At 66.3% G+C, this 16127-nt stretch carries 24 protein-coding genes; 8 read left to right on the top strand and 16 right to left on the bottom strand.

The features are described 5' to 3' along the window. Nucleotides 1-6 precede the first annotated feature (6 nt). The 6 genes from dnaQ to CA833_RS06740 all read left to right on the top strand — a co-directional run bounded on the left by dnaQ (nt 7) and on the right by CA833_RS06740 (nt 3559). The gene (gene dnaQ, locus CA833_RS06715; protein WP_142636583.1) at nt 7-690 is read left to right on the top strand and encodes a DNA polymerase III subunit epsilon; all 684 of its coding nucleotides are present in this window, start codon (nt 7-9) and stop codon (nt 688-690) included. Nucleotides 691-716: 26 nt separating this feature from the next. Then, complete coding sequence (gene hpf, locus CA833_RS06720) at nt 717-1289, top strand: ribosome hibernation-promoting factor, HPF/YfiA family (protein WP_142636581.1); 573 nt, start codon at nt 717-719, stop codon at nt 1287-1289. A gap of 126 nt (nt 1290-1415) precedes the next feature. Beyond that, a complete protein-coding gene (locus CA833_RS06725) occupies nt 1416-1877 on the top strand; it encodes a PTS sugar transporter subunit IIA (protein ID WP_207079602.1) in 462 nt (153 codons plus the stop codon). After that, nucleotides 1867-2385 (top strand): PaaI family thioesterase, encoded by a 519-nt coding sequence (locus tag CA833_RS06730; RefSeq protein WP_142636577.1) that lies wholly within the window; start codon nt 1867-1869, stop codon nt 2383-2385. The genes CA833_RS06725 and CA833_RS06730 overlap by 11 nt, the downstream gene beginning before the upstream one ends. Nucleotides 2386-2388: 3 nt before the next feature. Then, the gene (locus CA833_RS06735) at nt 2389-2721 is read left to right on the top strand and encodes a DUF1491 family protein (protein WP_142636575.1); all 333 of its coding nucleotides are present in this window, start codon (nt 2389-2391) and stop codon (nt 2719-2721) included. A gap of 241 nt (nt 2722-2962) precedes the next feature. After that, nucleotides 2963-3559, top strand: a complete 597-nt coding sequence (locus CA833_RS06740) for a cell wall hydrolase (RefSeq protein ID WP_370584556.1) — start codon at nt 2963-2965, stop codon at nt 3557-3559. Nucleotides 3560-3788: 229 nt separating this feature from the next. Here CA833_RS06740 and xth read toward each other — a convergent pair whose 3' ends face one another. From xth to CA833_RS06755, 3 genes are all read right to left on the bottom strand, one after another. Beyond that, nucleotides 3789-4565: an exodeoxyribonuclease III gene (xth, locus tag CA833_RS06745; RefSeq protein ID WP_207079603.1), complete on the bottom strand. Its 777-nt coding sequence runs from the start codon at nt 4563-4565 to the stop codon at nt 3789-3791. After that, nucleotides 4562-4891: an iron-sulfur cluster insertion protein ErpA gene (gene erpA / locus CA833_RS06750; RefSeq protein WP_207079604.1), complete on the bottom strand. Its 330-nt coding sequence runs from the start codon at nt 4889-4891 to the stop codon at nt 4562-4564. The genes xth and erpA overlap by 4 nt, the downstream gene beginning before the upstream one ends. A 98-nt stretch (nt 4892-4989) precedes the next feature. Further along, a complete protein-coding gene (locus tag CA833_RS06755) occupies nt 4990-5415 on the bottom strand; it encodes a CBS domain-containing protein (RefSeq protein ID WP_142636567.1) in 426 nt (141 codons plus the stop codon). Between the two features lie 174 nt (nt 5416-5589). Here CA833_RS06755 and CA833_RS06760 point away from each other — a divergent pair, with 174 nt between their 5' ends. Beyond that, nucleotides 5590-5886 (top strand): hypothetical protein, encoded by a 297-nt coding sequence (locus CA833_RS06760; RefSeq protein ID WP_142638032.1) that lies wholly within the window; start codon nt 5590-5592, stop codon nt 5884-5886. Nucleotides 5887-5901: 15 nt separating this feature from the next. On the opposite strand, the gene CA833_RS06765 is transcribed toward CA833_RS06760, so the two are convergent. From CA833_RS06765 to CA833_RS06785, 5 genes are all read right to left on the bottom strand, one after another. Further along, nucleotides 5902-6291, bottom strand: coding sequence for a ferredoxin (locus tag CA833_RS06765; protein ID WP_370584557.1), 390 nt, complete (start codon nt 6289-6291; stop codon nt 5902-5904). After that, nucleotides 6273-6704: a thioesterase family protein gene (locus CA833_RS06770; RefSeq protein ID WP_207079605.1), complete on the bottom strand. Its 432-nt coding sequence runs from the start codon at nt 6702-6704 to the stop codon at nt 6273-6275. The genes CA833_RS06765 and CA833_RS06770 overlap by 19 nt, the downstream gene beginning before the upstream one ends. Nucleotides 6705-6772: 68 nt before the next feature. Then, nucleotides 6773-7240 (bottom strand): DUF2497 domain-containing protein, encoded by a 468-nt coding sequence (locus CA833_RS06775; protein WP_207079606.1) that lies wholly within the window; start codon nt 7238-7240, stop codon nt 6773-6775. A gap of 95 nt (nt 7241-7335) precedes the next feature. After that, nucleotides 7336-8790, bottom strand: a complete 1455-nt coding sequence (locus tag CA833_RS06780) for a TolC family outer membrane protein (RefSeq protein ID WP_142636561.1) — start codon at nt 8788-8790, stop codon at nt 7336-7338. Between the two features lie 2 nt (nt 8791-8792). Continuing rightward, nucleotides 8793-9386: a protein-L-isoaspartate O-methyltransferase gene (locus CA833_RS06785; protein WP_207079607.1), complete on the bottom strand. Its 594-nt coding sequence runs from the start codon at nt 9384-9386 to the stop codon at nt 8793-8795. A gap of 345 nt (nt 9387-9731) precedes the next feature. On the opposite strand from CA833_RS06785, the gene CA833_RS06790 reads away from it, so the two are divergent. Further along, the gene (locus CA833_RS06790) at nt 9732-11255 is read left to right on the top strand and encodes a fumarate hydratase (protein WP_142636557.1); all 1524 of its coding nucleotides are present in this window, start codon (nt 9732-9734) and stop codon (nt 11253-11255) included. Between the two features lie 105 nt (nt 11256-11360). Here the strand turns inward: CA833_RS06790 and CA833_RS06795 are convergent, their stop codons facing one another. The 8 genes from CA833_RS06795 to CA833_RS06830 are packed head-to-tail and all read right to left on the bottom strand — an operon-like array spanning nt 11361 to nt 16083. Continuing rightward, on the bottom strand, nt 11361-11729 hold the full coding sequence (locus CA833_RS06795) for an iron-sulfur cluster assembly accessory protein (RefSeq protein ID WP_142636555.1): 369 nt from the start codon (nt 11727-11729) through the stop codon (nt 11361-11363). Next, nucleotides 11726-12214 (bottom strand): GNAT family N-acetyltransferase, encoded by a 489-nt coding sequence (locus tag CA833_RS06800; RefSeq protein ID WP_185928785.1) that lies wholly within the window; start codon nt 12212-12214, stop codon nt 11726-11728. The genes CA833_RS06795 and CA833_RS06800 overlap by 4 nt, the downstream gene beginning before the upstream one ends. Nucleotides 12215-12234: 20 nt before the next feature. After that, nucleotides 12235-12705, bottom strand: coding sequence for an SUF system Fe-S cluster assembly protein (locus CA833_RS06805; protein WP_142636553.1), 471 nt, complete (start codon nt 12703-12705; stop codon nt 12235-12237). Continuing rightward, the gene (locus CA833_RS06810) at nt 12702-13901 is read right to left on the bottom strand and encodes an aminotransferase class V-fold PLP-dependent enzyme (protein ID WP_207079609.1); all 1200 of its coding nucleotides are present in this window, start codon (nt 13899-13901) and stop codon (nt 12702-12704) included. Before CA833_RS06810 ends, CA833_RS06805 begins: the two co-directional genes overlap by 4 nt. Continuing rightward, nucleotides 13898-14647: a SufD family Fe-S cluster assembly protein gene (locus CA833_RS06815; RefSeq protein WP_207079610.1), complete on the bottom strand. Its 750-nt coding sequence runs from the start codon at nt 14645-14647 to the stop codon at nt 13898-13900. Before CA833_RS06815 ends, CA833_RS06810 begins: the two co-directional genes overlap by 4 nt. Beyond that, nucleotides 14640-14846, bottom strand: a complete 207-nt coding sequence (locus CA833_RS06820; protein WP_207079611.1) for a hypothetical protein — start codon at nt 14844-14846, stop codon at nt 14640-14642. The genes CA833_RS06815 and CA833_RS06820 overlap by 8 nt, the downstream gene beginning before the upstream one ends. Further along, nucleotides 14843-15586, bottom strand: a complete 744-nt coding sequence (gene sufC / locus CA833_RS06825) for a Fe-S cluster assembly ATPase SufC (RefSeq protein WP_207079985.1) — start codon at nt 15584-15586, stop codon at nt 14843-14845. Before sufC ends, CA833_RS06820 begins: the two co-directional genes overlap by 4 nt. A 2-nt stretch (nt 15587-15588) precedes the next feature. After that, nucleotides 15589-16083: an endonuclease domain-containing protein gene (locus CA833_RS06830; protein WP_207079612.1), complete on the bottom strand. Its 495-nt coding sequence runs from the start codon at nt 16081-16083 to the stop codon at nt 15589-15591. Nucleotides 16084-16127 lie beyond the last annotated feature (44 nt).

Genomic DNA, 16127 nt, shown 5'->3' on the forward strand with positions numbered 1-16127 from the left:
GAACAGATGCGAGAGATCATCTTCGATACCGAAACCACGGGATTCGACCCCAAGAACGGGGACCGACTGGTCGAAATCGGCTGCATCGAGATGGTCAACCGGGTGCTGACCGGGCGCAGCTACCACGCCTATTTCAACCCCGAACGGTCGATGCCGGCCGAGGCCGAGGCGGTGCACGGACTGTCCGACGCCTTCCTCGCCGACAAGCCGCTGTTCGCGCAAGGCGCGCAGGACTTCCTCGACTTCATCGAGGACAGCCCGATGATCGCGCACAATGCCGCGTTCGACTTCAACTTCATCGATCACGAACTGGACCGGATCGGGCTGCCCAAGGTCGATCGTTCGCGCATGGTCGATACGGTCGCGCTCGCCAAGGTGCGCCATCCCGGCGCCAAGCTTTCGCTCGATGCGCTTTGCACGCGTTACGGAATTGATCGAAGTCATCGTACCAAACACGGCGCGCTTCTAGACGCGGAACTGCTGGCGCAGGTCTATGTCGAGCTGCGCGGCGGTCGCCAGATCGGTCTCGAACTGGGGGCCGAAACCACTGAAATCGTGGCGGAAGCCAAAGTCCTTGTGCGCAAGGACCGGCCCTTCCGCCAGCCGCGTCCCCACGCGGCTACCGAAGCGGAACTTTCTCTTCACGAGGCGTTTCTCAAGTCGGTCGATACCCCGCTCTGGGGTGAATGATATCATAGCAGAAGGAGTATTCGCTCATGGACATCCGCGTCTCTGGTCACCAGGTTGAAACTGGCGAGGCCCTGCAGATCCACACCAGCGAACGACTGACGACGATCATCGACAAGTACTTCAGCCGCGCGCTGTCGTCGCATGTCACGTTCGGTCGTGCGCCCGCCGGGGCTTTCCGCTGCGATATCATCATGCACGTGATGCAGAATCTCGTGCTGAAGGGCACTGGCCTTGCCCAGGACGCCCATGTCGCGCTCGACCAGGCATCGGAGAAGATCGACAAGCAGCTGCGCCGCTACAAGCGCCGCATCAAGGACCGCCACGAGCAGACTGCCTTTGCCGTCGCCGCCGAGGAAGCCGCCTATACGATCTTTGAAGACACGCTTGTCGAAGACGATCACGAGGCCGAGGTCGAGGACGCCCCCGTGGTCATTGCCGAGACCCGCGTCGACGTTCCCGAAGCCACGGTTTCGGACGCGGTGATGATGCTGGACCTGCGTAATACCACGGCATTGCTGTTCAAAAACGCTGGCACTGGCCGTCATAATATGGTTTACCGCCGCGGCGACGGTTCGATTGGCTGGGTCGAGCCGCACTGACGCGACCACAGCGTCTCCCGGCGCCTGCACTTCTGATCGGAGGAGAGGAAGCAGCCCCCGGTACCCCCGGGGGTTGTGGACGTTTAACCATTAGCAACCGATCTTAAATCAGAATCAGAACCGAAAATGAGCAGTCTTTTCACTCTGTTGCCCGATGCCGTGACCACGGCCAGCGCAGACACCAAGGCGTCCATCCTGAGCCGCCTTGCCGAAGTATTCCACACCGTCTACGGGCTCGACCGCGAGATGGTGCTGACCCGCATTCTCGAACGCGAGGCGCTCGGCAGCACCGGATTCGGTCGTCGAATTGCCATTCCCCATGCCCGCATGAACGGTATCACCCGTCCCGTCGCGGTGTTTATGCGGCTCGATTCTCCCGTGGAATTCGAAGCGGCCGACGGCATGCCGATCGACATCGTGTTCGGTCTGCTCTCGCCCGAAGCGGCGGGCGCTGCCCATCTCCATGCCCTTGCCGCGATCTCGCGCATGATGCGCGATGAACGTATGCACGAGGCGCTGATCGATGCGCCCGGCACCGAGGCGATCTACAGCCTCATCAGCAATGTCATCGACCGCGATGCCGCCTGAGGACTCCGAGGTCGGTTCCACAGTGTCTGGGATCGACCCCGAAGTCAGCGGAGCCGACGCCAGCGGCGCGGCCCTGCACTGGCGGGCGCTCGAAGGCCTTTATGCCTCGGCACCGATCAACGGGCTGTTCACCTCGCGGCTGGAGGTTCCCGGCGAGGGGCTGGCGCGGATCCGGTTCGATGTCGATCCTTCGTGCTTCCACGCGGCGGGCGCCGCGCATGGCACGATCTATTTCAAGATGCTCGACGATGCCGCCTTCTATGCGGCCAATACGCTGGTCACCGACCGTTTCCTGCTGACCACCTCGTTCAATCTCTTGCTGAGCAAGCCCATCAAGGGCGGCTCGATCGTTGCCGAAGGGCGCTGGGTGAGTGGCCGCCGCCGGGTGCTGGTCGCCGAATCCCGGCTGATCGATGAAGCCGGGGACGAAGTGGGGCGCGGCACCGGCACGTTCATGCGTTCGCGCATCGCGCTTTCGGGCCTGCCCGGCTACGCCGGGGTCGCCTGATCCATGGACGCCCGCCTGCCCGCGCACCTCGAAGTCGGTGCCCTGATCCGTACCGCCGAAAGTGCCGGCGGGTTTGGCATGGTTATGCAAAAGGGTGAACGCGACGCCGGGACGATCATGCTCGTGCTGCTCGAAAACGGTCGCGATGCAAGGGCTTACGAACGCATGCCGCAGCTCGACGGCAGCCGCGCCTGGACGTGTTCGAAACGGCAGGAAACGCCCGATTCGCGGGACTTTTCGGACTATGTCGAAAAGCGCGGGGCGCAGGACCCGGACCTCTGGATCGTCGAACTGGATGTCGCAAGACCTGAACGACTCATCGGCATCGGCGGCTAATTCAGGTTGACTTGCACGGCCCGCAAGTTAAGTGGCCCTCCAGACGCGAATGCGGCTTGGGCAACAATTCGGTCCGCCTGGCTAGCACGCAGACGGGGAATCGTCGGCAGGATTTGCGAACGATAACGCTCCAAAGAGCCTTTCGTTCCCGCCTGCGTCGGACTGGTTCACCGCCTTTGAACAAGATTTGATGCGAAGCAAAGTGCAGTGGGCAAGCGTGGTCGCGCTTGCTGCAACGGTTATGACCGCCCTCTTCAGCGCACAGGGTTCGGGCGCTGCCGCAAACCAGCCGGTTCTGGTTGCAGCTAAATCGGAAACCCAGACGGCATTCGTTTCGACGCCGGTCGTCCAGTCCCTCCCCACCGACGGGGCAGCCGTGACGGACAGCCAGGCCGAAGATGCCAGCCAAAGCGATCCGCAGGACGCCGAATCCCTTGCCGAACTGGTTGCCATGCAGCCCAGCGGCGGTTCGGTCGATCGCCAGACGCGCTGCCTTGCCGGCGCCATCTATTTCGAAGCCCGCGGCGAAACGCTGGAAGGCCAGCTTGCCGTGGGCCGCGTGGTCATCAACCGCGCCGAATCGGGTCGTTTCCCCGCCAGCTACTGCGGCGTGGTCTATCAGCCGGGCCAGTTCTCGTTCGTGCAGGGCAAGCACATGCCCAGCATCCGCGAGTCTTCGGCCGACTGGCGCGAAGCGCTGGCCATCGCCCGTATCGCGGTGGAAGAAAGCTGGAAGAGCGAGGCGGACGACGCCCTGTTCTTCCACGCCAAGCGCGTCTCACCCAAGTGGCGCCTGACCAAGATCGCTCAGGTCGACGATCACATCTTCTATCGCTGAGGTGCGGATAGCGGGCTTATCCCCGCCTTCGTTCCGAACATGAGAGAACGGGCCCGGAAGCACATCGCTTCCGGGCCCGTTCTGGTTTGCTGGCTTGAAAAATGCCCGTGAGGGCATTTTGCGTGCGGTACCCGGCCCTCGCCCCCACCCTACAGGGTACTCTCTTGGGTGGTCGGGTGGGGGAGAGGGCCGGTGCTGCAAGATCCGCCCATGGCGGATTTTCAAACAATCAGTCCCGGAGCTGCACCCAGACCGGGGTATGGTCGCTGGCCTTCTCGCGGCCGCGATAGGCCTTGTCGATGCCGCAGGCGTGCAGCCGGTCGGCCAGTTCGGGCGAGAGCAGCGCATGGTCGATGCGGAAGCCGTGGTCGCGCTGCCAGGCGCCGGCCTGGTAGTCCCAGAAGGTCCACATGCCGCCGCGCGGGTTGTGCGTGGCCACGGCGTCGGTCCAGCCGTCGCCGAGCAGGCGGAAATAGGCGTCGCGCGATTCCGGCTGCATCAGCGCGTCGGCGGCCATCGCGGACGGCGACCAGATGTCCTGATCGGTCGGGATCACGTTGTAGTCGCCGGTGATGATCGCGGGCACTTCCTCGGCCCGGATCGCGGCCATGCGGTGGCGCAGGCGCTCCATCCAGCGCAGCTTGTAGTCGAACTTGGGGCCGGGCACCGGGTTGCCGTTGGGCAGGTAGATGCACACGACCCGCAGGCCGAACACGTCCGCTTCGAGATAGCGCGAATGGTCGTCCTCGGGCTCACCCTCCAGCCCGCGCTGGATCTCGACCGGCTTTTCGCCATCGGCAAGGATGGCGACGCCGTTGAAGCCCTTCTGGCCATGCCAGATGCCCTGATAGCCGATCTTCTCGAACTCGGCGATCGGGAAGCCTTCGTCCTGGCTCTTGATCTCCTGCAGGCAGGCGACCGAGGGGCGGGTCTCTTCCAGCCATTCGAGCAGGCGGGGCAGGCGTGCCTTGACCCCGTTGATGTTGAACGTGGCGATCTTTTTCATACGGAGAAGCTGGACCCGCAGCCGCAGCCGGCGGCGGCCTGGGGATTCTCGACCCGGAACGCGGCGCCGCCAAGCGATTCCACGTAATCGACCACGCAGCCACTGACGAGGTTGAGGCTGACGGAATCGACAACGAGGCGCACGCCATCGGTCTCGGCCACCGCATCGTCGGATTCGGGCGCTTCGGCGAGGCCGAACTTGTACTGGAAGCCCGAGCAGCCGCCGCCTTCCACAGAGAGGCGAAGGATCGCGGGCTTGCCCTGCTTTTCGGCGATTGCGGCGACGCGCGCCGCTGCCGAGGGGCTGAGTGTTACGGTCTGGTCCATGCCCGCGATGTAAGCCTCGCGGCGCGTTCCGGCAAGGTTTGGGGGCGGTACCGGCCCCCTCCCCCCAAAAACCGCCGAAGGCGGATTTTCAGACGGATTCAGGCCATCTGGATATAGTCGCGCATCGCGGCGGCTTCGGATTCCACCTTGTCGATGCGGTATTTCACCAGGTCGCCGATCGAGACGAAGCCGACCATGCGCCCGTCCTGAACCACCGGCAGGTGGCGGATGCGGCGCCGGGTCATCAGCGCCAGCGCGCTCAGCACCGGGGTGGAAGGTTCGACCGTCACCGGCGGCGAGGTCATCACTTCGGCAACGGGTTTTTGCAGCATGTCCGGGCCGCTGTCATGCAGGCGGTAGAGCACGTCGCGTTCGGAAAAGATGCCGACGAGCGTTTCGCCGTCCATGATCGGCAGGGCACCGATGCGTCGCTGTGCCAGAATCCCGGCGGCCTCGCTGACGACGGTATCGATCTGGCAGGTCTGGACGGGCCCCCGGCCCTCGATAATGCGCGCAATCGTCATTGTTCGCGTCTCTCCTCTCCTCACGCCCCCGTTGTACGGTTCGCGGACTCGAGATTATCACAGCCGCAGGCGCGCCGCCACTTCGTCCGTTTGCCTAGGCTGCGCTTAGGGCCGCGCCGGGATGGCCTGCGGGATTCGCTTGCTAGCGGCCCTGGGACGCGCCACATGGGCCCCATGTTCCCGCGCTCGCCTCTCGAGGATCCCGAAAAGGCCGCCCATGCCTGGGCGCGCTATCGCCGGATCATGGCCTACATGATGATCGTCACCGTGGGGCTGGTGCTGGCCTCGGTGATCCTGCTTTACCGTTCGAACGGAACGGTTTCGGTCCACTTCTACATCGCCACCGCGGTCGGCGTGGGGTTCTCGATGCTGCTGGCCTCGGCGCTGATGGGGCTGGCCTTCCTGTCGAGCGGGACCGGGCACGACGAATCGATCGTCGACCCTTTCGAGGACGAGCAAGAGGACCAGTAACGCGGGGGGCAAGCGTCAGGCCGGAGCGGTGCGGAGACGGAATTCCTCGACCGGTTCGCCGCCGATCAGGTGCTGCTGGATGATCCGTTCCAGCACCTCTTCGGTGCAGGAGTGATACCAGACGCCGTCGGGCCAGACGACCGCCACCGGCCCTGCAAAGCAGATGCGCAGGCAGTCCGCCTTGCTGCGCGCGATTCCCCCGTTGCCGTCGAGGCCAAGCTGCTTCAGCCGCTTCTTGAGGTATTTCCAGGCCGCCGCGCCCTTTTCCGGCGAGCAGCATTCGCCTTTCTGCGGTTCGGCGCAAAGGAAGATGTGGCGCCGGATCTGGTCGCCGCCGGCCTTGGCGAGGGCTTGCTGCGCCTTGGCGATCTCGTGCTGCGAGGCCGTCACGGGCGCAGCGACCACTCGGCGGCGCGGGCGCGATAGGCCTCCGGCAGCGGCGCCGGGCCTTGCGGGCCGACCATGACGATCACCGTGCGGGCAAAGACCACCGGCTTGCCGCCCTGGGTGACGATCTGGACGACCTGCTGGCTGCTTTGCCCCAGCTTCTCGATGGCGCCGTGAATGGTCAGCGTTTCCGGATAGTGGGTCTCGCCGAGGTATTCGATGGCGATGCTGGCGACCATCGTCGCCAGTCCCGCGAAGTCGTCCTGACCGCTGGCGGCGCGGTAGAAGCGCACGCGCCCGTCCTCGAGCATGCCGGCCATGGCGACGTTGTTGATGTGGTGATTGAGATCGAGATCGCTGAAGCGCGGCTCGATCGCGCACGAAAACGGGTAACGCGCGGTGTCGAGCAGCGCTGGATCGGGTCTTGCCATGGGACCGAGTTAGGAAGCCGGGGCGCCGAGGTCCAGTCCCCAGTCCCCATTCTCCGGCCTCCGGCCTGTCAGAGCTTCTTGCCGACGATGCGGGCGATTTCGGCGGCGACGAGGCGTTCGACCATCGGCGGCAGGTTCTTGTCGAGCCATTCGGCCAGCGCCGGGCGCAGCAGTTCGCGGGTCAGCCCTTCGAGCGAGGTTTCGCCCGAGCGGACGATCTGCGGCGGCACCCCGGGCTCCGACAGCATGGCGAGGGCTGCCAGCGATTCGCGCATCGACACGCGGGCATCGTCGTCGAGCAGCGCCGGCTCCTCGGCGAGCATGTCATCGGCGGGATCGAGTTCGGCGGCCTCGGGCAGTTCGAAGACATCGTCCTCGTAAGTGGCGGCGCCGGTGACGGCATGCGTGTGCGGGCGCGCGGGTTCGCCGGCGCGGCGCTGGCGTTCGCTGCGGGCCATCGCCCGGTTGTCGCGCGCGATCACCTGCTTGATCGACTGGAGGATCTCCTCGACCGAGGGTTCACCATTCTGCCGCATTGCCCAGGCCCCACCTTGCGCCCCGTTTCGCGCCGCCGGGACCATCCCTGCGGCGCGCACCCCATGCTTGTCCGCGAATCACGGTTAAGAGAGAGTTACTCCCCGCGAATTTCGCCGTCCTGCACCGGCGTGTCAACGGTGCGGGTGGACTTGGCCACCGGCGCCGGGTCGCTCTGCCAGTCGAGGAACTTGCCCTTCACACGGTCGTAGTTGACCGCCGGGTCGTAGAGCGTGCCGCCGTCGAGGTTGAGGTCGCGGGCCTCGGCCCGGCCCATCGCGGCGAGCAGGCTGAATCCGGCGACATAGGCGTTGCGCTGGGCGGTGACGAGCTGGACCTGCGAATTGAGCAGTTCCTGCTCGGCGTTGAGAATGTCGAGGATCGTGCGGTTGCCCACCGAGTTCTCCGCGCGCACGCCCTCGAGGCTGAGCGCGGCGGCATCGACGGCGGTCTGGGTCGAGACGATCAGGTCCTTCGAGGCGATCCACGCGGTATAGGCGGAGCGCACCTGGGCGATCACGTCGCGCTCGGTGGCGATTTCCTGTTCCAGCGTGGCCGAGGCGGTGGCCTGGGCCTGGCGGCGCTGGGCGGCGGGAAGGCCGCCCTGGAAGATCGGGATCGAGATCCGGGCACCGGCGGTGGCCGAACGGTCGGTCTGCGGGGTCGCGGCATGGTTGATGCCGCCCAGCGTGCCGAGATAGTTGTTGTAGGTGCCCGAGGTGTAGAGCGAGACGGTCGGCAGGCGGCCGGCACCGGCAACGTCGATGTCCTTTTCCGCCGCCTTGCTGCGCTCGCGCGAGGCGAGGATGTCGGGATTGGCATCGAGCGCGCTCTGCACCGCCTCTTCGGCACTGGCCGGCAGGTTGGGCAGCGGCGGCGGGGTGTCGAGCGTCTCGGGCGCCTTGCCGATCAGGCGGATATAGGTCTCGCGCGCGGCGGCAAGGTTGGCCTCGGCGGTGCGCAAGTCGCTGCGCGCGGTCGCGAGGCGGGACTGCGACTGGGCGACGTCGGTGCGGGTCAGTTCACCGATCTCGAAACGGTCGCTGGTGGCCTGCAGGTTGACCTGCAGCACGTTCACGTTCTTGCGGTTGAGGCCGACGATCGCCTCGGTCCGCATCACGTCCATGTAGGCGGCGACCACCGAGGAGAACAGCGCGCTTTCCGATCCTCTGAGGTCCGCCTGCCCGGCGGCGACGCGGATCCTGGCGGCCGCGACGCGGCTGCGCACGGCGCCGCCCGAATAGATCGGCACGCCGAGATCGGCAGCCCCGGTGAACACGCGGTCAGGCGCGGTATAGGCGTTGCTGCTCTGCTGGACGAATTCGGTGTAGGTCCCGGTCGCGCTCAGCGAGGGGCGTCCCGCGGCCTTGGCGATGGGAACACCCTCGTCGGTCGCGCGCTGCTGGGCGCGGGCGGCTTCGAGAGTGGGGTTGGTCTGATAGGCCAGGACAAGCGCGTCGCGGAGGGTATCGGCCAGCGCCGGTGCGCTGGCCGTTGCCAGTATCAGACATCCCCCCGTGAGTAGCCCGGCACGCAGCGCGAACCGGGCCATGCTCAGAAGTTCCAGCGTTTGGGAGCGGCAAGCTCCGGCAGTACCGGAATCCCCATTTCGGCCAGCGGCAGCAGCGCCAGCGTGCCGCCGGTCTTGGTGCCGGTGGCAAGGCGCGGAACCTTGCGCAAGACAAGGCCGGTGACCACGCGGCCACCTTCGGCGAGCGAGGCGGTCAGCGCTTCGGGCAGTTCCTCGGCGGCGCCGTCGACCACCAGCAGGGTGTGGCCGGTGCTGGTCACGTCCTTGGCGGCAGCCGGGGCGACCACGTCGAGCGTGCCGACCAGCGGGCGCAGCAGGGCGGCGAGGTAACCCTCGGCCTCACCCACCAGCAGGACCTTGTCGTCCCGGGTCGGGGCGGCTTCGGCCAGCAGGCGGCCGTAGAACAGCGGGGCGGCGAGCTGGCGGCCGTTTTCGAGCGTGATCGCGCGGTCGATATAGGCGGCATCGCGCATGCCGGCGGGGACAAAGTCCTCACGGGCAACGCCGGCCATGGCTTCGAGCACCCAGTGCTCGTTGACGCCGCTGGTGCGCAGCTGGCTGACGATCATGGCCTGGCGGGCAACCGCGCTGGCGGACCGATCCTCGGTCAAGGTCATTTGGGTCCCATTCCTCATGCTGTTGCGAGCAGGTCCGGGGCGATATGCGCCTCCAGCCCCCGCAAAGACGGACGTGATGGCGGCCTTACTAGGCCAAGCCGCGAATGAGGCCAAGCCATTTGCAAGTCCTTGGTCGATCTATCGCGACGTTTGGACGATGGCACAGGCACTTGCAAAGGGCACTTGCGAATTTTGACGTGAAAGGCGCCGAAAATGCGCTTCCTTGGCATGCGAACGGGCCGTAAGCCCATGCCGCTTAAATTGCGCGCTTGCGCGTATTTTCAAAGAGGCTCAAGGAGCCCGCAAAATCACGTGAACCGACAGGAAACCGGGAGCACTCTTTCCATGACCGAAATGGTGACGATCCGCGAAGACGACCTCATCGAGAGTGTTGCCGACGCCCTCCAGTACATCAGCTACTTCCACCCGATGGACTACATCCGCGCGCTGGGCGACGCCTACGAGGCGGAGCAAGGCCCCGCCGCCAAGGATGCCATCGCCCAGATCCTGACCAACAGCCGCATGTGCGCGGAAGGCCACCGGCCGATCTGCCAGGATACCGGCATCGTCAACGTCTTCATCGAATGGGGCCAGAACTGCCGCCTCGAATCCGAGAAGTCGCTGCAGGAAGTGGTCGATGAAGGCGTGCGCCGCGCCTACAACAACGCCGAGAACAAGCTGCGCGCCTCGGTCTTGGCGGACCCCGCCTTCACCCGCCGCAACACCAAGGACAATACGCCTTCGGTGCTTTCGGTCAGCATGGTCCCGGGCTCCAAGGTCTCGGTGGACGTTGCCGCCAAGGGCGGCGGCTCGGAAAACAAGTCGAAGTTCAAGATGATGAATCCCAGCGATTCCATCGTCGACTGGGTGATCGAGATGCTGCCCCAGATGGGCGCCGGCTGGTGCCCGCCGGGCATGCTGGGCATCGGCATCGGCGGCACCGCCGAGCACTGCGTCAAGCTCGCCAAGCAGAGCCTGATGGAGCCGATCGACATGGCCCAGCTTAAGGCACGCGGCCCCCAGAACGATATCGAGGCGCTGCGCATCGAGATCTTCGACAAGGTCAACGCGCTCGGCATCGGCGCGCAGGGCCTTGGCGGCCTGGCCACCATCCTCGACGTCAAGATCCTGGACTGGCCGTGCCACGCCGCCGGCAAGCCCGTGGCCATGATCCCCAACTGCGCCGCCACCCGCCACGCGCACTTCACGCTCGACGGTTCGGGCCCGAGCTTCCTCGAAACGCCGAACCTCGACGACTGGCCGAAGGTGGAATGGGCCCCCGATGCCGGCGCCAAGCGCGTCGACCTCGACACCCTCACCCCCGAGATCGTCCAGGGCTGGAAGCAGGGCGACCGCCTGCTGCTGAACGGCAAGATGCTGACCGGCCGCGACGCCGCGCACAAGCGCATTGCCGACATGCTCGCCAAGGGCGAGGAACTGCCGGTCGAGTTCAAGGGCCGGGTGATCTACTACGTCGGCCCGGTCGATCCGGTGCGCGAGGAAGTTGTCGGCCCCGCCGGTCCGACCACCGCGACGCGCATGGACAAGTTCATGGACATGATGCTGGGCCAGGGCCTGCTCGCCAGCATCGGCAAGTCGGAACGCGGTCCCGCCGCCACCGAGTCCATCGCCAAGCACAAGTCGGCCTATCTGATGGCCGTGGGCGGTGCCGCCTACCTCGTCGCCCGCGCGATCAAGGAAGCCAAGGTCGTCGGTTTTGCGGACCTCGGCATGGAGGCGATCTACGAATTCACCGTCAAGGACATGCCGGTGACCGTGGCGGTCGATTCCGAGGGCAAGAACGTCCACCAGCTCGCCCCGCTGGTGTGGAAGGAAAAGATCGCCAAGGAGCACCTGCTGCCGGCGTGATCCCCTCCCCGCGCCGGAAACGCAGGACCTGAAAACGGCAAAGGGGCCGATCCCGCCTTGGGATCGGCCCCTTTTCTGTGCCGAGCCGTTCCGTTTCGGAAAAACTCAGACGGTGAAGCTCTCGCCGCAGCCGCACGAACCCTTGGCATTCGGGTTGGCGAACACGAATCCGGCGGTGAAGTCGTCTTCCACCCAGTCCATCGTGCTGCCGATCAGATAGAGCACCGAGGCGCCGTCGATGTAGAACAGGCCGCCGGGAGTCTCGATCTTCTCGTCGAAGGCCTTTTCCTCGCTGACGTAGTCAACCGAATAGGCCAGCCCCGAGCAGCCCCGGCGCGGGGTGGAGAGGCGCACGCCGATGGTGCCTTCGGGCGCCTCGCCCATCAGCTTGGCGATGCGTGCCTCGGCATTGGGCGTGAGGATGACCGCCGCCGGACGCTGGCGTGCGGGCTTCGTATCGGTGGTCGTGGTCATAGCTTCTTTTCCCAGAACAGCGCGGTGCCCGCTTGCGGGTCCAGCGCATAGTCGCCGTAGCCGAGCGCGGCGTAGAGGCCCTTGGCGGCGCTATTGCCGCTCAGCACTTCGAGCGTGATCTTGCAGGCGCCGCGCGTGCGGGCCTCTGCCTCGACCGCCAGCATCAGCGCCCGGCCCACGCCTTTGCCGCGCGCCTCGGGCAGCACGGCCATGTCGTGGATGTTCACCAGCGGGCGCGCGGCGAACGTCGAGAATCCGGTGATGCAGTTGGCCAATCCGAGCGCCTCGTCACCGGCAAAGGCCAGCAGCGAGAAGGCGCCGGGGTGCGCGGCAAGGCCGCTCACCAGCCGCGCGCGCACATCGTCCGACAGCGGCTTGCCCCCACCCATCGGATCGCGCGCATAGCTGTCGAGCAGCGCGACCACGCGCGCGGCATCGGCCGCGTCGGCATAGTCGGCCAGGCGTACAGCGATCTTGGCGGTCATGGCAGGGGCAAGCGTCGCCATCAGAGCATGCCCAGTTCGAGCTTCGCCTCGTCGGACATCTTGGCCATGTCCCATGGCGGATCCCAGACGAGATGGACTTCGGCATCGCGCACGCCGGGCACGGCCGAGACACGCATCTCGACTTCGCCGGGCATCGATTCGGCCACCGGGCAATGCGGCGTGGTCAGCGTCATCGTCACCGCGACCGAAGCCTCGGGCGAGACTTCGACGCCGTAGATCAGGCCGAGGTCGTAGATGTTCACCGGAATTTCGGGGTCGAAGATTTCCTTCAGCGCGTCGATCACGCCGTCGTAGATCGATCCGCCGGGCTGGCCGGGGTCGATCCCCTGCGGCTTTTCGGCCAGGAATCCGTCCAGATAGTCGCGCTTGCGCTCGGCCGGGGGGACAGGCACGTCCTCGACCCGCGCGCGGGGCGCGGGGGCAACCGAATCGACTTCCTCGACGGTGAATGTGGGCTTCTCGTCACTCATCCAAAAATTCTCCGGGTGCGCTCGATACCCTTCATGAGCGCCTCGATGTCGCTGTCGTCGCTGTAGATGCCGAAGCTGGCGCGGGCCGTGGCGGGAACGCCAAGGTGGTCCATCAGCGGCTGTGCACAGTGGTGGCCGGCACGGATCGCAACGCCCTCTTCATCCAATATGGTGCCGAGGTCGTGCGGATGCACCCCGTCCATGGCGAAAGAGACGATGCCGACCGAATCCGCCGGGCCGAACAGGGTAATGTCGTTGCGCTTGCCCAGTTCGGCGCGCAGGCGCGCGGCCAGATCGCGTTCGTGGCGCTCGGCGCGGTCGAGACCCTGCGCGGTCAGCCAGTCGATGGCGGCGGCAAGGCCAAGCGCCTCGACGATCATCGGCGTGCCCGCCTCGAAGCGCTGCGGCGCCGGGGCGTAGGTGGTCTTCCCGAAGGTGACGCGGTCGATCATCGACCCGCCGCCCTGCCAGGGCGGCATCGCATCCAGCAGGTCCTTCCTGGCCCAGAGCGCGCCGATCCCGGTGGGACCGTAGAGCTTGTGCGCGGAAAAGACGTAGAAATCGCATTGCATCGCCGCCACGTCGAGGGCGATGCGCGGCGCCGCCTGGCAGCCGTCGATCAGCAGTTTCGCGCCCACGGCATGGGCCAGCCTGGCCGCATGTTCCACGTGGAGCACTGAGCCGAGCACGTTGGAAACATGCGCAAAGGCCACCAGCTTGTGCGCGGGGGTGAGCATGCGCTCGGCCGCATCGAGGTCGATCCGGCCGTCCTCGGTCAGCGGGCAGACGTCGATCTCGACGCCGGTACGGTCCCGCAAGAGCTGCCAGGGCACGATGTTGGAGTGATGCTCCAGCACCGAAAGCAGGATTCGGTCGCCCGCCTTGAGGTTCTGCACGCCCCAGGTCTGCGCGACGAGGTTGATCGCCTCGGTCGCGCCGCGGGTGAAGACCACCTCGTCCTCATGTCCGCCGAGGAACGCGGCGACCTTGCGGCGCGCCGCCTCGAAGGCCAGCGTCATCTCGGCCGAGCGGGCATAGACGCCGCGATGCACGGTCGCATAGTCGCGGCCCAGCGCATTCAGGGTGGCGTCGATCACCGCCTGCGGCTTCTGCGCGGTGGCGCCGGTGTCGAGGTAGTGCCAGTTGCAGGCAAGCCCGGGGAACTGGTCCTTGAGGACGAGCGTGCCAGTGGTCACAGGCCAGCCCTCACCAACGTCTCCAGACGGGCAATCGCGGCCGCGTTCAGCGCGTCTTCGTCCGGCGCGCCGGTGAAGGCTTCGGCGACGAAGGCCTGCAGCATCAGGCGCTTGGCCTCGGGCGGGGTGAGGCCGCGGCTCATCAGGTAGAACAGGCCATTGGCGTCGAGTTCGCCGACCGCGCAGCCGTGTGCCGCCTTGACGTCATCGGCGTAGATTTCCAGCTCCGGCCGGGCATTGGCGGTCGCCGTGCGGTCCAGCAGCATGGCGCGGACCGACTGTTCGGCATCGGTGCCGTCCGCCCCGCGCTCGACGCCGATGCAGCCGAGGTAGGAGCCGACCGCATGGCCGGCCAGCACCGTGCGCACGATCTGGCTGGAGGTCGCGTCCTTCCCGGCGTGGACCACCTTGGTCACCACTTCCAGCGTCTCGCTGCCGGTCGCGAGCTGCGCCGCGCCCAGCGTGAAGTCGGCGCCTTCGGCCAGCCGCACATCCACCGCCACGCGGCCATAGGCCGGCCCTGCGGCCAGCACGCGAAGGTCGAACTTCGCGCGGGCGCCCAGCGAAATCACCAGATGGCGGGCGACGGCGGCAGCGCCGTCCTCGACGATCTGCAGCGATTGCTCGGCATCCGCCGCCACCACGATCTCTTCGCGCTCGATCGGCCAGAGGCCCGCCAGCGCGGTGAGGTCGGAATAGCGGAAGTCCTCGTCCTTGCGGGTGGGCAGCGTCAGGGCGTCAGTCATTGGCCGCGCTCCCGGCAAAGGCGACGGCGGCGGCGGCGCGGCCGCTCAGCACATGGGCGTCGATCGAGAAACCCTGCGGATGGCGGGCCGAACGGGCGATGGCCGAGGCGGCTTCCGCCTGCGAGCCATAGACGCCCACCAGTTCGCCCTCTTCCATCGCCGGATCGTTGTCGTGCCAGAGGAGGTAGACCATGGTCATGCGACGACGGCCTCGTAGCCCTCTTCCTCCAGCTGGAGCGCGAGTTCGGGGCCGCCCGACTTGACGATCCGGCCGGCGGCCAGGACGTGCACGAAGTCCGGCTTCACATAGTCCAGCAGGCGCTGGTAGTGGGTGATCAGCAGCACCGCCTTGTCCGCGCTGCGCATGATCGCATTGATGCCCTCGCCGCAGATGCGCAGCGCGTCGATGTCGAGGCCGGAGTCGGTCTCGTCGAGAATCGCCAGCTTGGGATCGAGGATACCCATCTGCACCATCTCGGCGCGCTTCTTCTCGCCGCCGGAGAAGCCGACGTTCACCGGGCGCTTCAGCATGTCCATGTCCATGCGCAGCAGGCCCGCCTTTTCGCGGGCGAGCTTCAGGAATTCGCCGCCCGAAAGCGGTTCCTCGCCGCGGCCCTTGCGCTGGGCATTGGCCGCTTCGCGCAGGAACTGGACAAAGGAGACGCCGGGAATCTCGACCGGGTACTGGAAGCCGAGGAACAGGCCGGCGGCGGCGCGCTCATGCGGTTCCAGTTCGAGCAGGTCCTGACCGAGGAAGTCCACCGAACCGCCGGTCACGTCATAGCCGGGACGGCCGCCCAGCGTGTAGCCCAGCGTCGACTTGCCGGCGCCGTTCGGCCCCATGATCGCGTGAATCTCGCCCGGATTGATCGTCAGCGAGAGACCCTTGAGGATAGGCTTGTCGGCAACGTTGGCCTGAAGGTTATCGATCTTGAGCATGGTCATCCTTCGGCTCCCTCGTCGAAACGGGGGGCGGCAGTGGCACCGGCCTTGCGGCGCGCGGAGCGCTTGTCGAACGGCACGTTGAGTTCGGTGGTGATCTCGCGCACGACGCCCTCGATGCGGTCCAGCACTTCGTCCTCGGAGAAGCGCAGCACGCGGATGCCCACTTCGATCAGCTTGCGGTCCTGCAGCTCGTTGACGTCGGGGTTCGAATCCTCGGGGCTGAGCTGCACGACGATCCAGCGCGAGGGGCAGGCGAAATCGACGATGGTCGAGCCGACCACCGACTGGCGGGTGAACTTCACGCCGCCCAGCTTCGAGCCGGACAGCTCTGCCCAGAGCGCCTTCTGCGCCTCGCTGGGGTTGCGGCGCATTTCCTTGGCCCGCTCCTTGAGCGTTTCGAGGCGTGCACCGGTCACGTTGAAGCTGGCCTTGGCGTCCGCCTTCGGCGCGGCGTCCTTGCTGATGCCGAGGGTCTTACGGGCGGCGGTCATGGATTGGTCCTTCGTGTCTTTGGTCTTTGTTCCCATGGGCGCGA

This window comes from Novosphingobium sp. KA1 (assembly GCF_017309955.1).
Taxonomy (GTDB): domain Bacteria; phylum Pseudomonadota; class Alphaproteobacteria; order Sphingomonadales; family Sphingomonadaceae; genus Novosphingobium.

What these genes read in the sequence shown, in the direction of transcription:
- CA833_RS06790 (WP_142636557.1), top strand. Translation starts at nt 9,732, where the DNA reads ATGACCGAAATGGTGACGATCCGCGAAGACGACCTCATCGAGAGTGTT.
- sufC (WP_207079985.1), bottom strand. Translation starts at nt 15,586, where the DNA reads ATGCTCAAGATCGATAACCTTCAGGCCAACGTTGCCGACAAGCCTATC.
- CA833_RS06815 (WP_207079610.1), bottom strand. Translation starts at nt 14,647, where the DNA reads ATGACTGACGCCCTGACGCTGCCCACCCGCAAGGACGAGGACTTCCGC.
- CA833_RS06830 (WP_207079612.1), bottom strand. Translation starts at nt 16,083, where the DNA reads ATGACCGCCGCCCGTAAGACCCTCGGCATCAGCAAGGACGCCGCGCCG.
- CA833_RS06770 (WP_207079605.1), bottom strand. Translation starts at nt 6,704, where the DNA reads ATGGCAAGACCCGATCCAGCGCTGCTCGACACCGCGCGTTACCCGTTT.
- CA833_RS06735 (WP_142636575.1), top strand. Translation starts at nt 2,389, where the DNA reads ATGGACGCCCGCCTGCCCGCGCACCTCGAAGTCGGTGCCCTGATCCGT.
- CA833_RS06780 (WP_142636561.1), bottom strand. Translation starts at nt 8,790, where the DNA reads ATGGCCCGGTTCGCGCTGCGTGCCGGGCTACTCACGGGGGGATGTCTG.
- CA833_RS06785 (WP_207079607.1), bottom strand. Translation starts at nt 9,386, where the DNA reads ATGACCTTGACCGAGGATCGGTCCGCCAGCGCGGTTGCCCGCCAGGCC.
- CA833_RS06760 (WP_142638032.1), top strand. Translation starts at nt 5,590, where the DNA reads ATGTTCCCGCGCTCGCCTCTCGAGGATCCCGAAAAGGCCGCCCATGCC.
- hpf (WP_142636581.1), top strand. Translation starts at nt 717, where the DNA reads ATGGACATCCGCGTCTCTGGTCACCAGGTTGAAACTGGCGAGGCCCTG.
- CA833_RS06775 (WP_207079606.1), bottom strand. Translation starts at nt 7,240, where the DNA reads ATGCGGCAGAATGGTGAACCCTCGGTCGAGGAGATCCTCCAGTCGATC.
- CA833_RS06755 (WP_142636567.1), bottom strand. Translation starts at nt 5,415, where the DNA reads ATGACGATTGCGCGCATTATCGAGGGCCGGGGGCCCGTCCAGACCTGC.
- CA833_RS06820 (WP_207079611.1), bottom strand. Translation starts at nt 14,846, where the DNA reads ATGACCATGGTCTACCTCCTCTGGCACGACAACGATCCGGCGATGGAA.
- CA833_RS06805 (WP_142636553.1), bottom strand. Translation starts at nt 12,705, where the DNA reads ATGAGTGACGAGAAGCCCACATTCACCGTCGAGGAAGTCGATTCGGTT.
- CA833_RS06800 (WP_185928785.1), bottom strand. Translation starts at nt 12,214, where the DNA reads ATGACCGCCAAGATCGCTGTACGCCTGGCCGACTATGCCGACGCGGCC.
- xth (WP_207079603.1), bottom strand. Translation starts at nt 4,565, where the DNA reads ATGAAAAAGATCGCCACGTTCAACATCAACGGGGTCAAGGCACGCCTG.
- CA833_RS06730 (WP_142636577.1), top strand. Translation starts at nt 1,867, where the DNA reads ATGCCGCCTGAGGACTCCGAGGTCGGTTCCACAGTGTCTGGGATCGAC.
- CA833_RS06740 (WP_370584556.1), top strand. Translation starts at nt 2,963, where the DNA reads ATGACCGCCCTCTTCAGCGCACAGGGTTCGGGCGCTGCCGCAAACCAG.
- CA833_RS06795 (WP_142636555.1), bottom strand. Translation starts at nt 11,729, where the DNA reads ATGACCACGACCACCGATACGAAGCCCGCACGCCAGCGTCCGGCGGCG.
- CA833_RS06725 (WP_207079602.1), top strand. Translation starts at nt 1,416, where the DNA reads ATGAGCAGTCTTTTCACTCTGTTGCCCGATGCCGTGACCACGGCCAGC.
- erpA (WP_207079604.1), bottom strand. Translation starts at nt 4,891, where the DNA reads ATGGACCAGACCGTAACACTCAGCCCCTCGGCAGCGGCGCGCGTCGCC.
- dnaQ (WP_142636583.1), top strand. Translation starts at nt 7, where the DNA reads ATGCGAGAGATCATCTTCGATACCGAAACCACGGGATTCGACCCCAAG.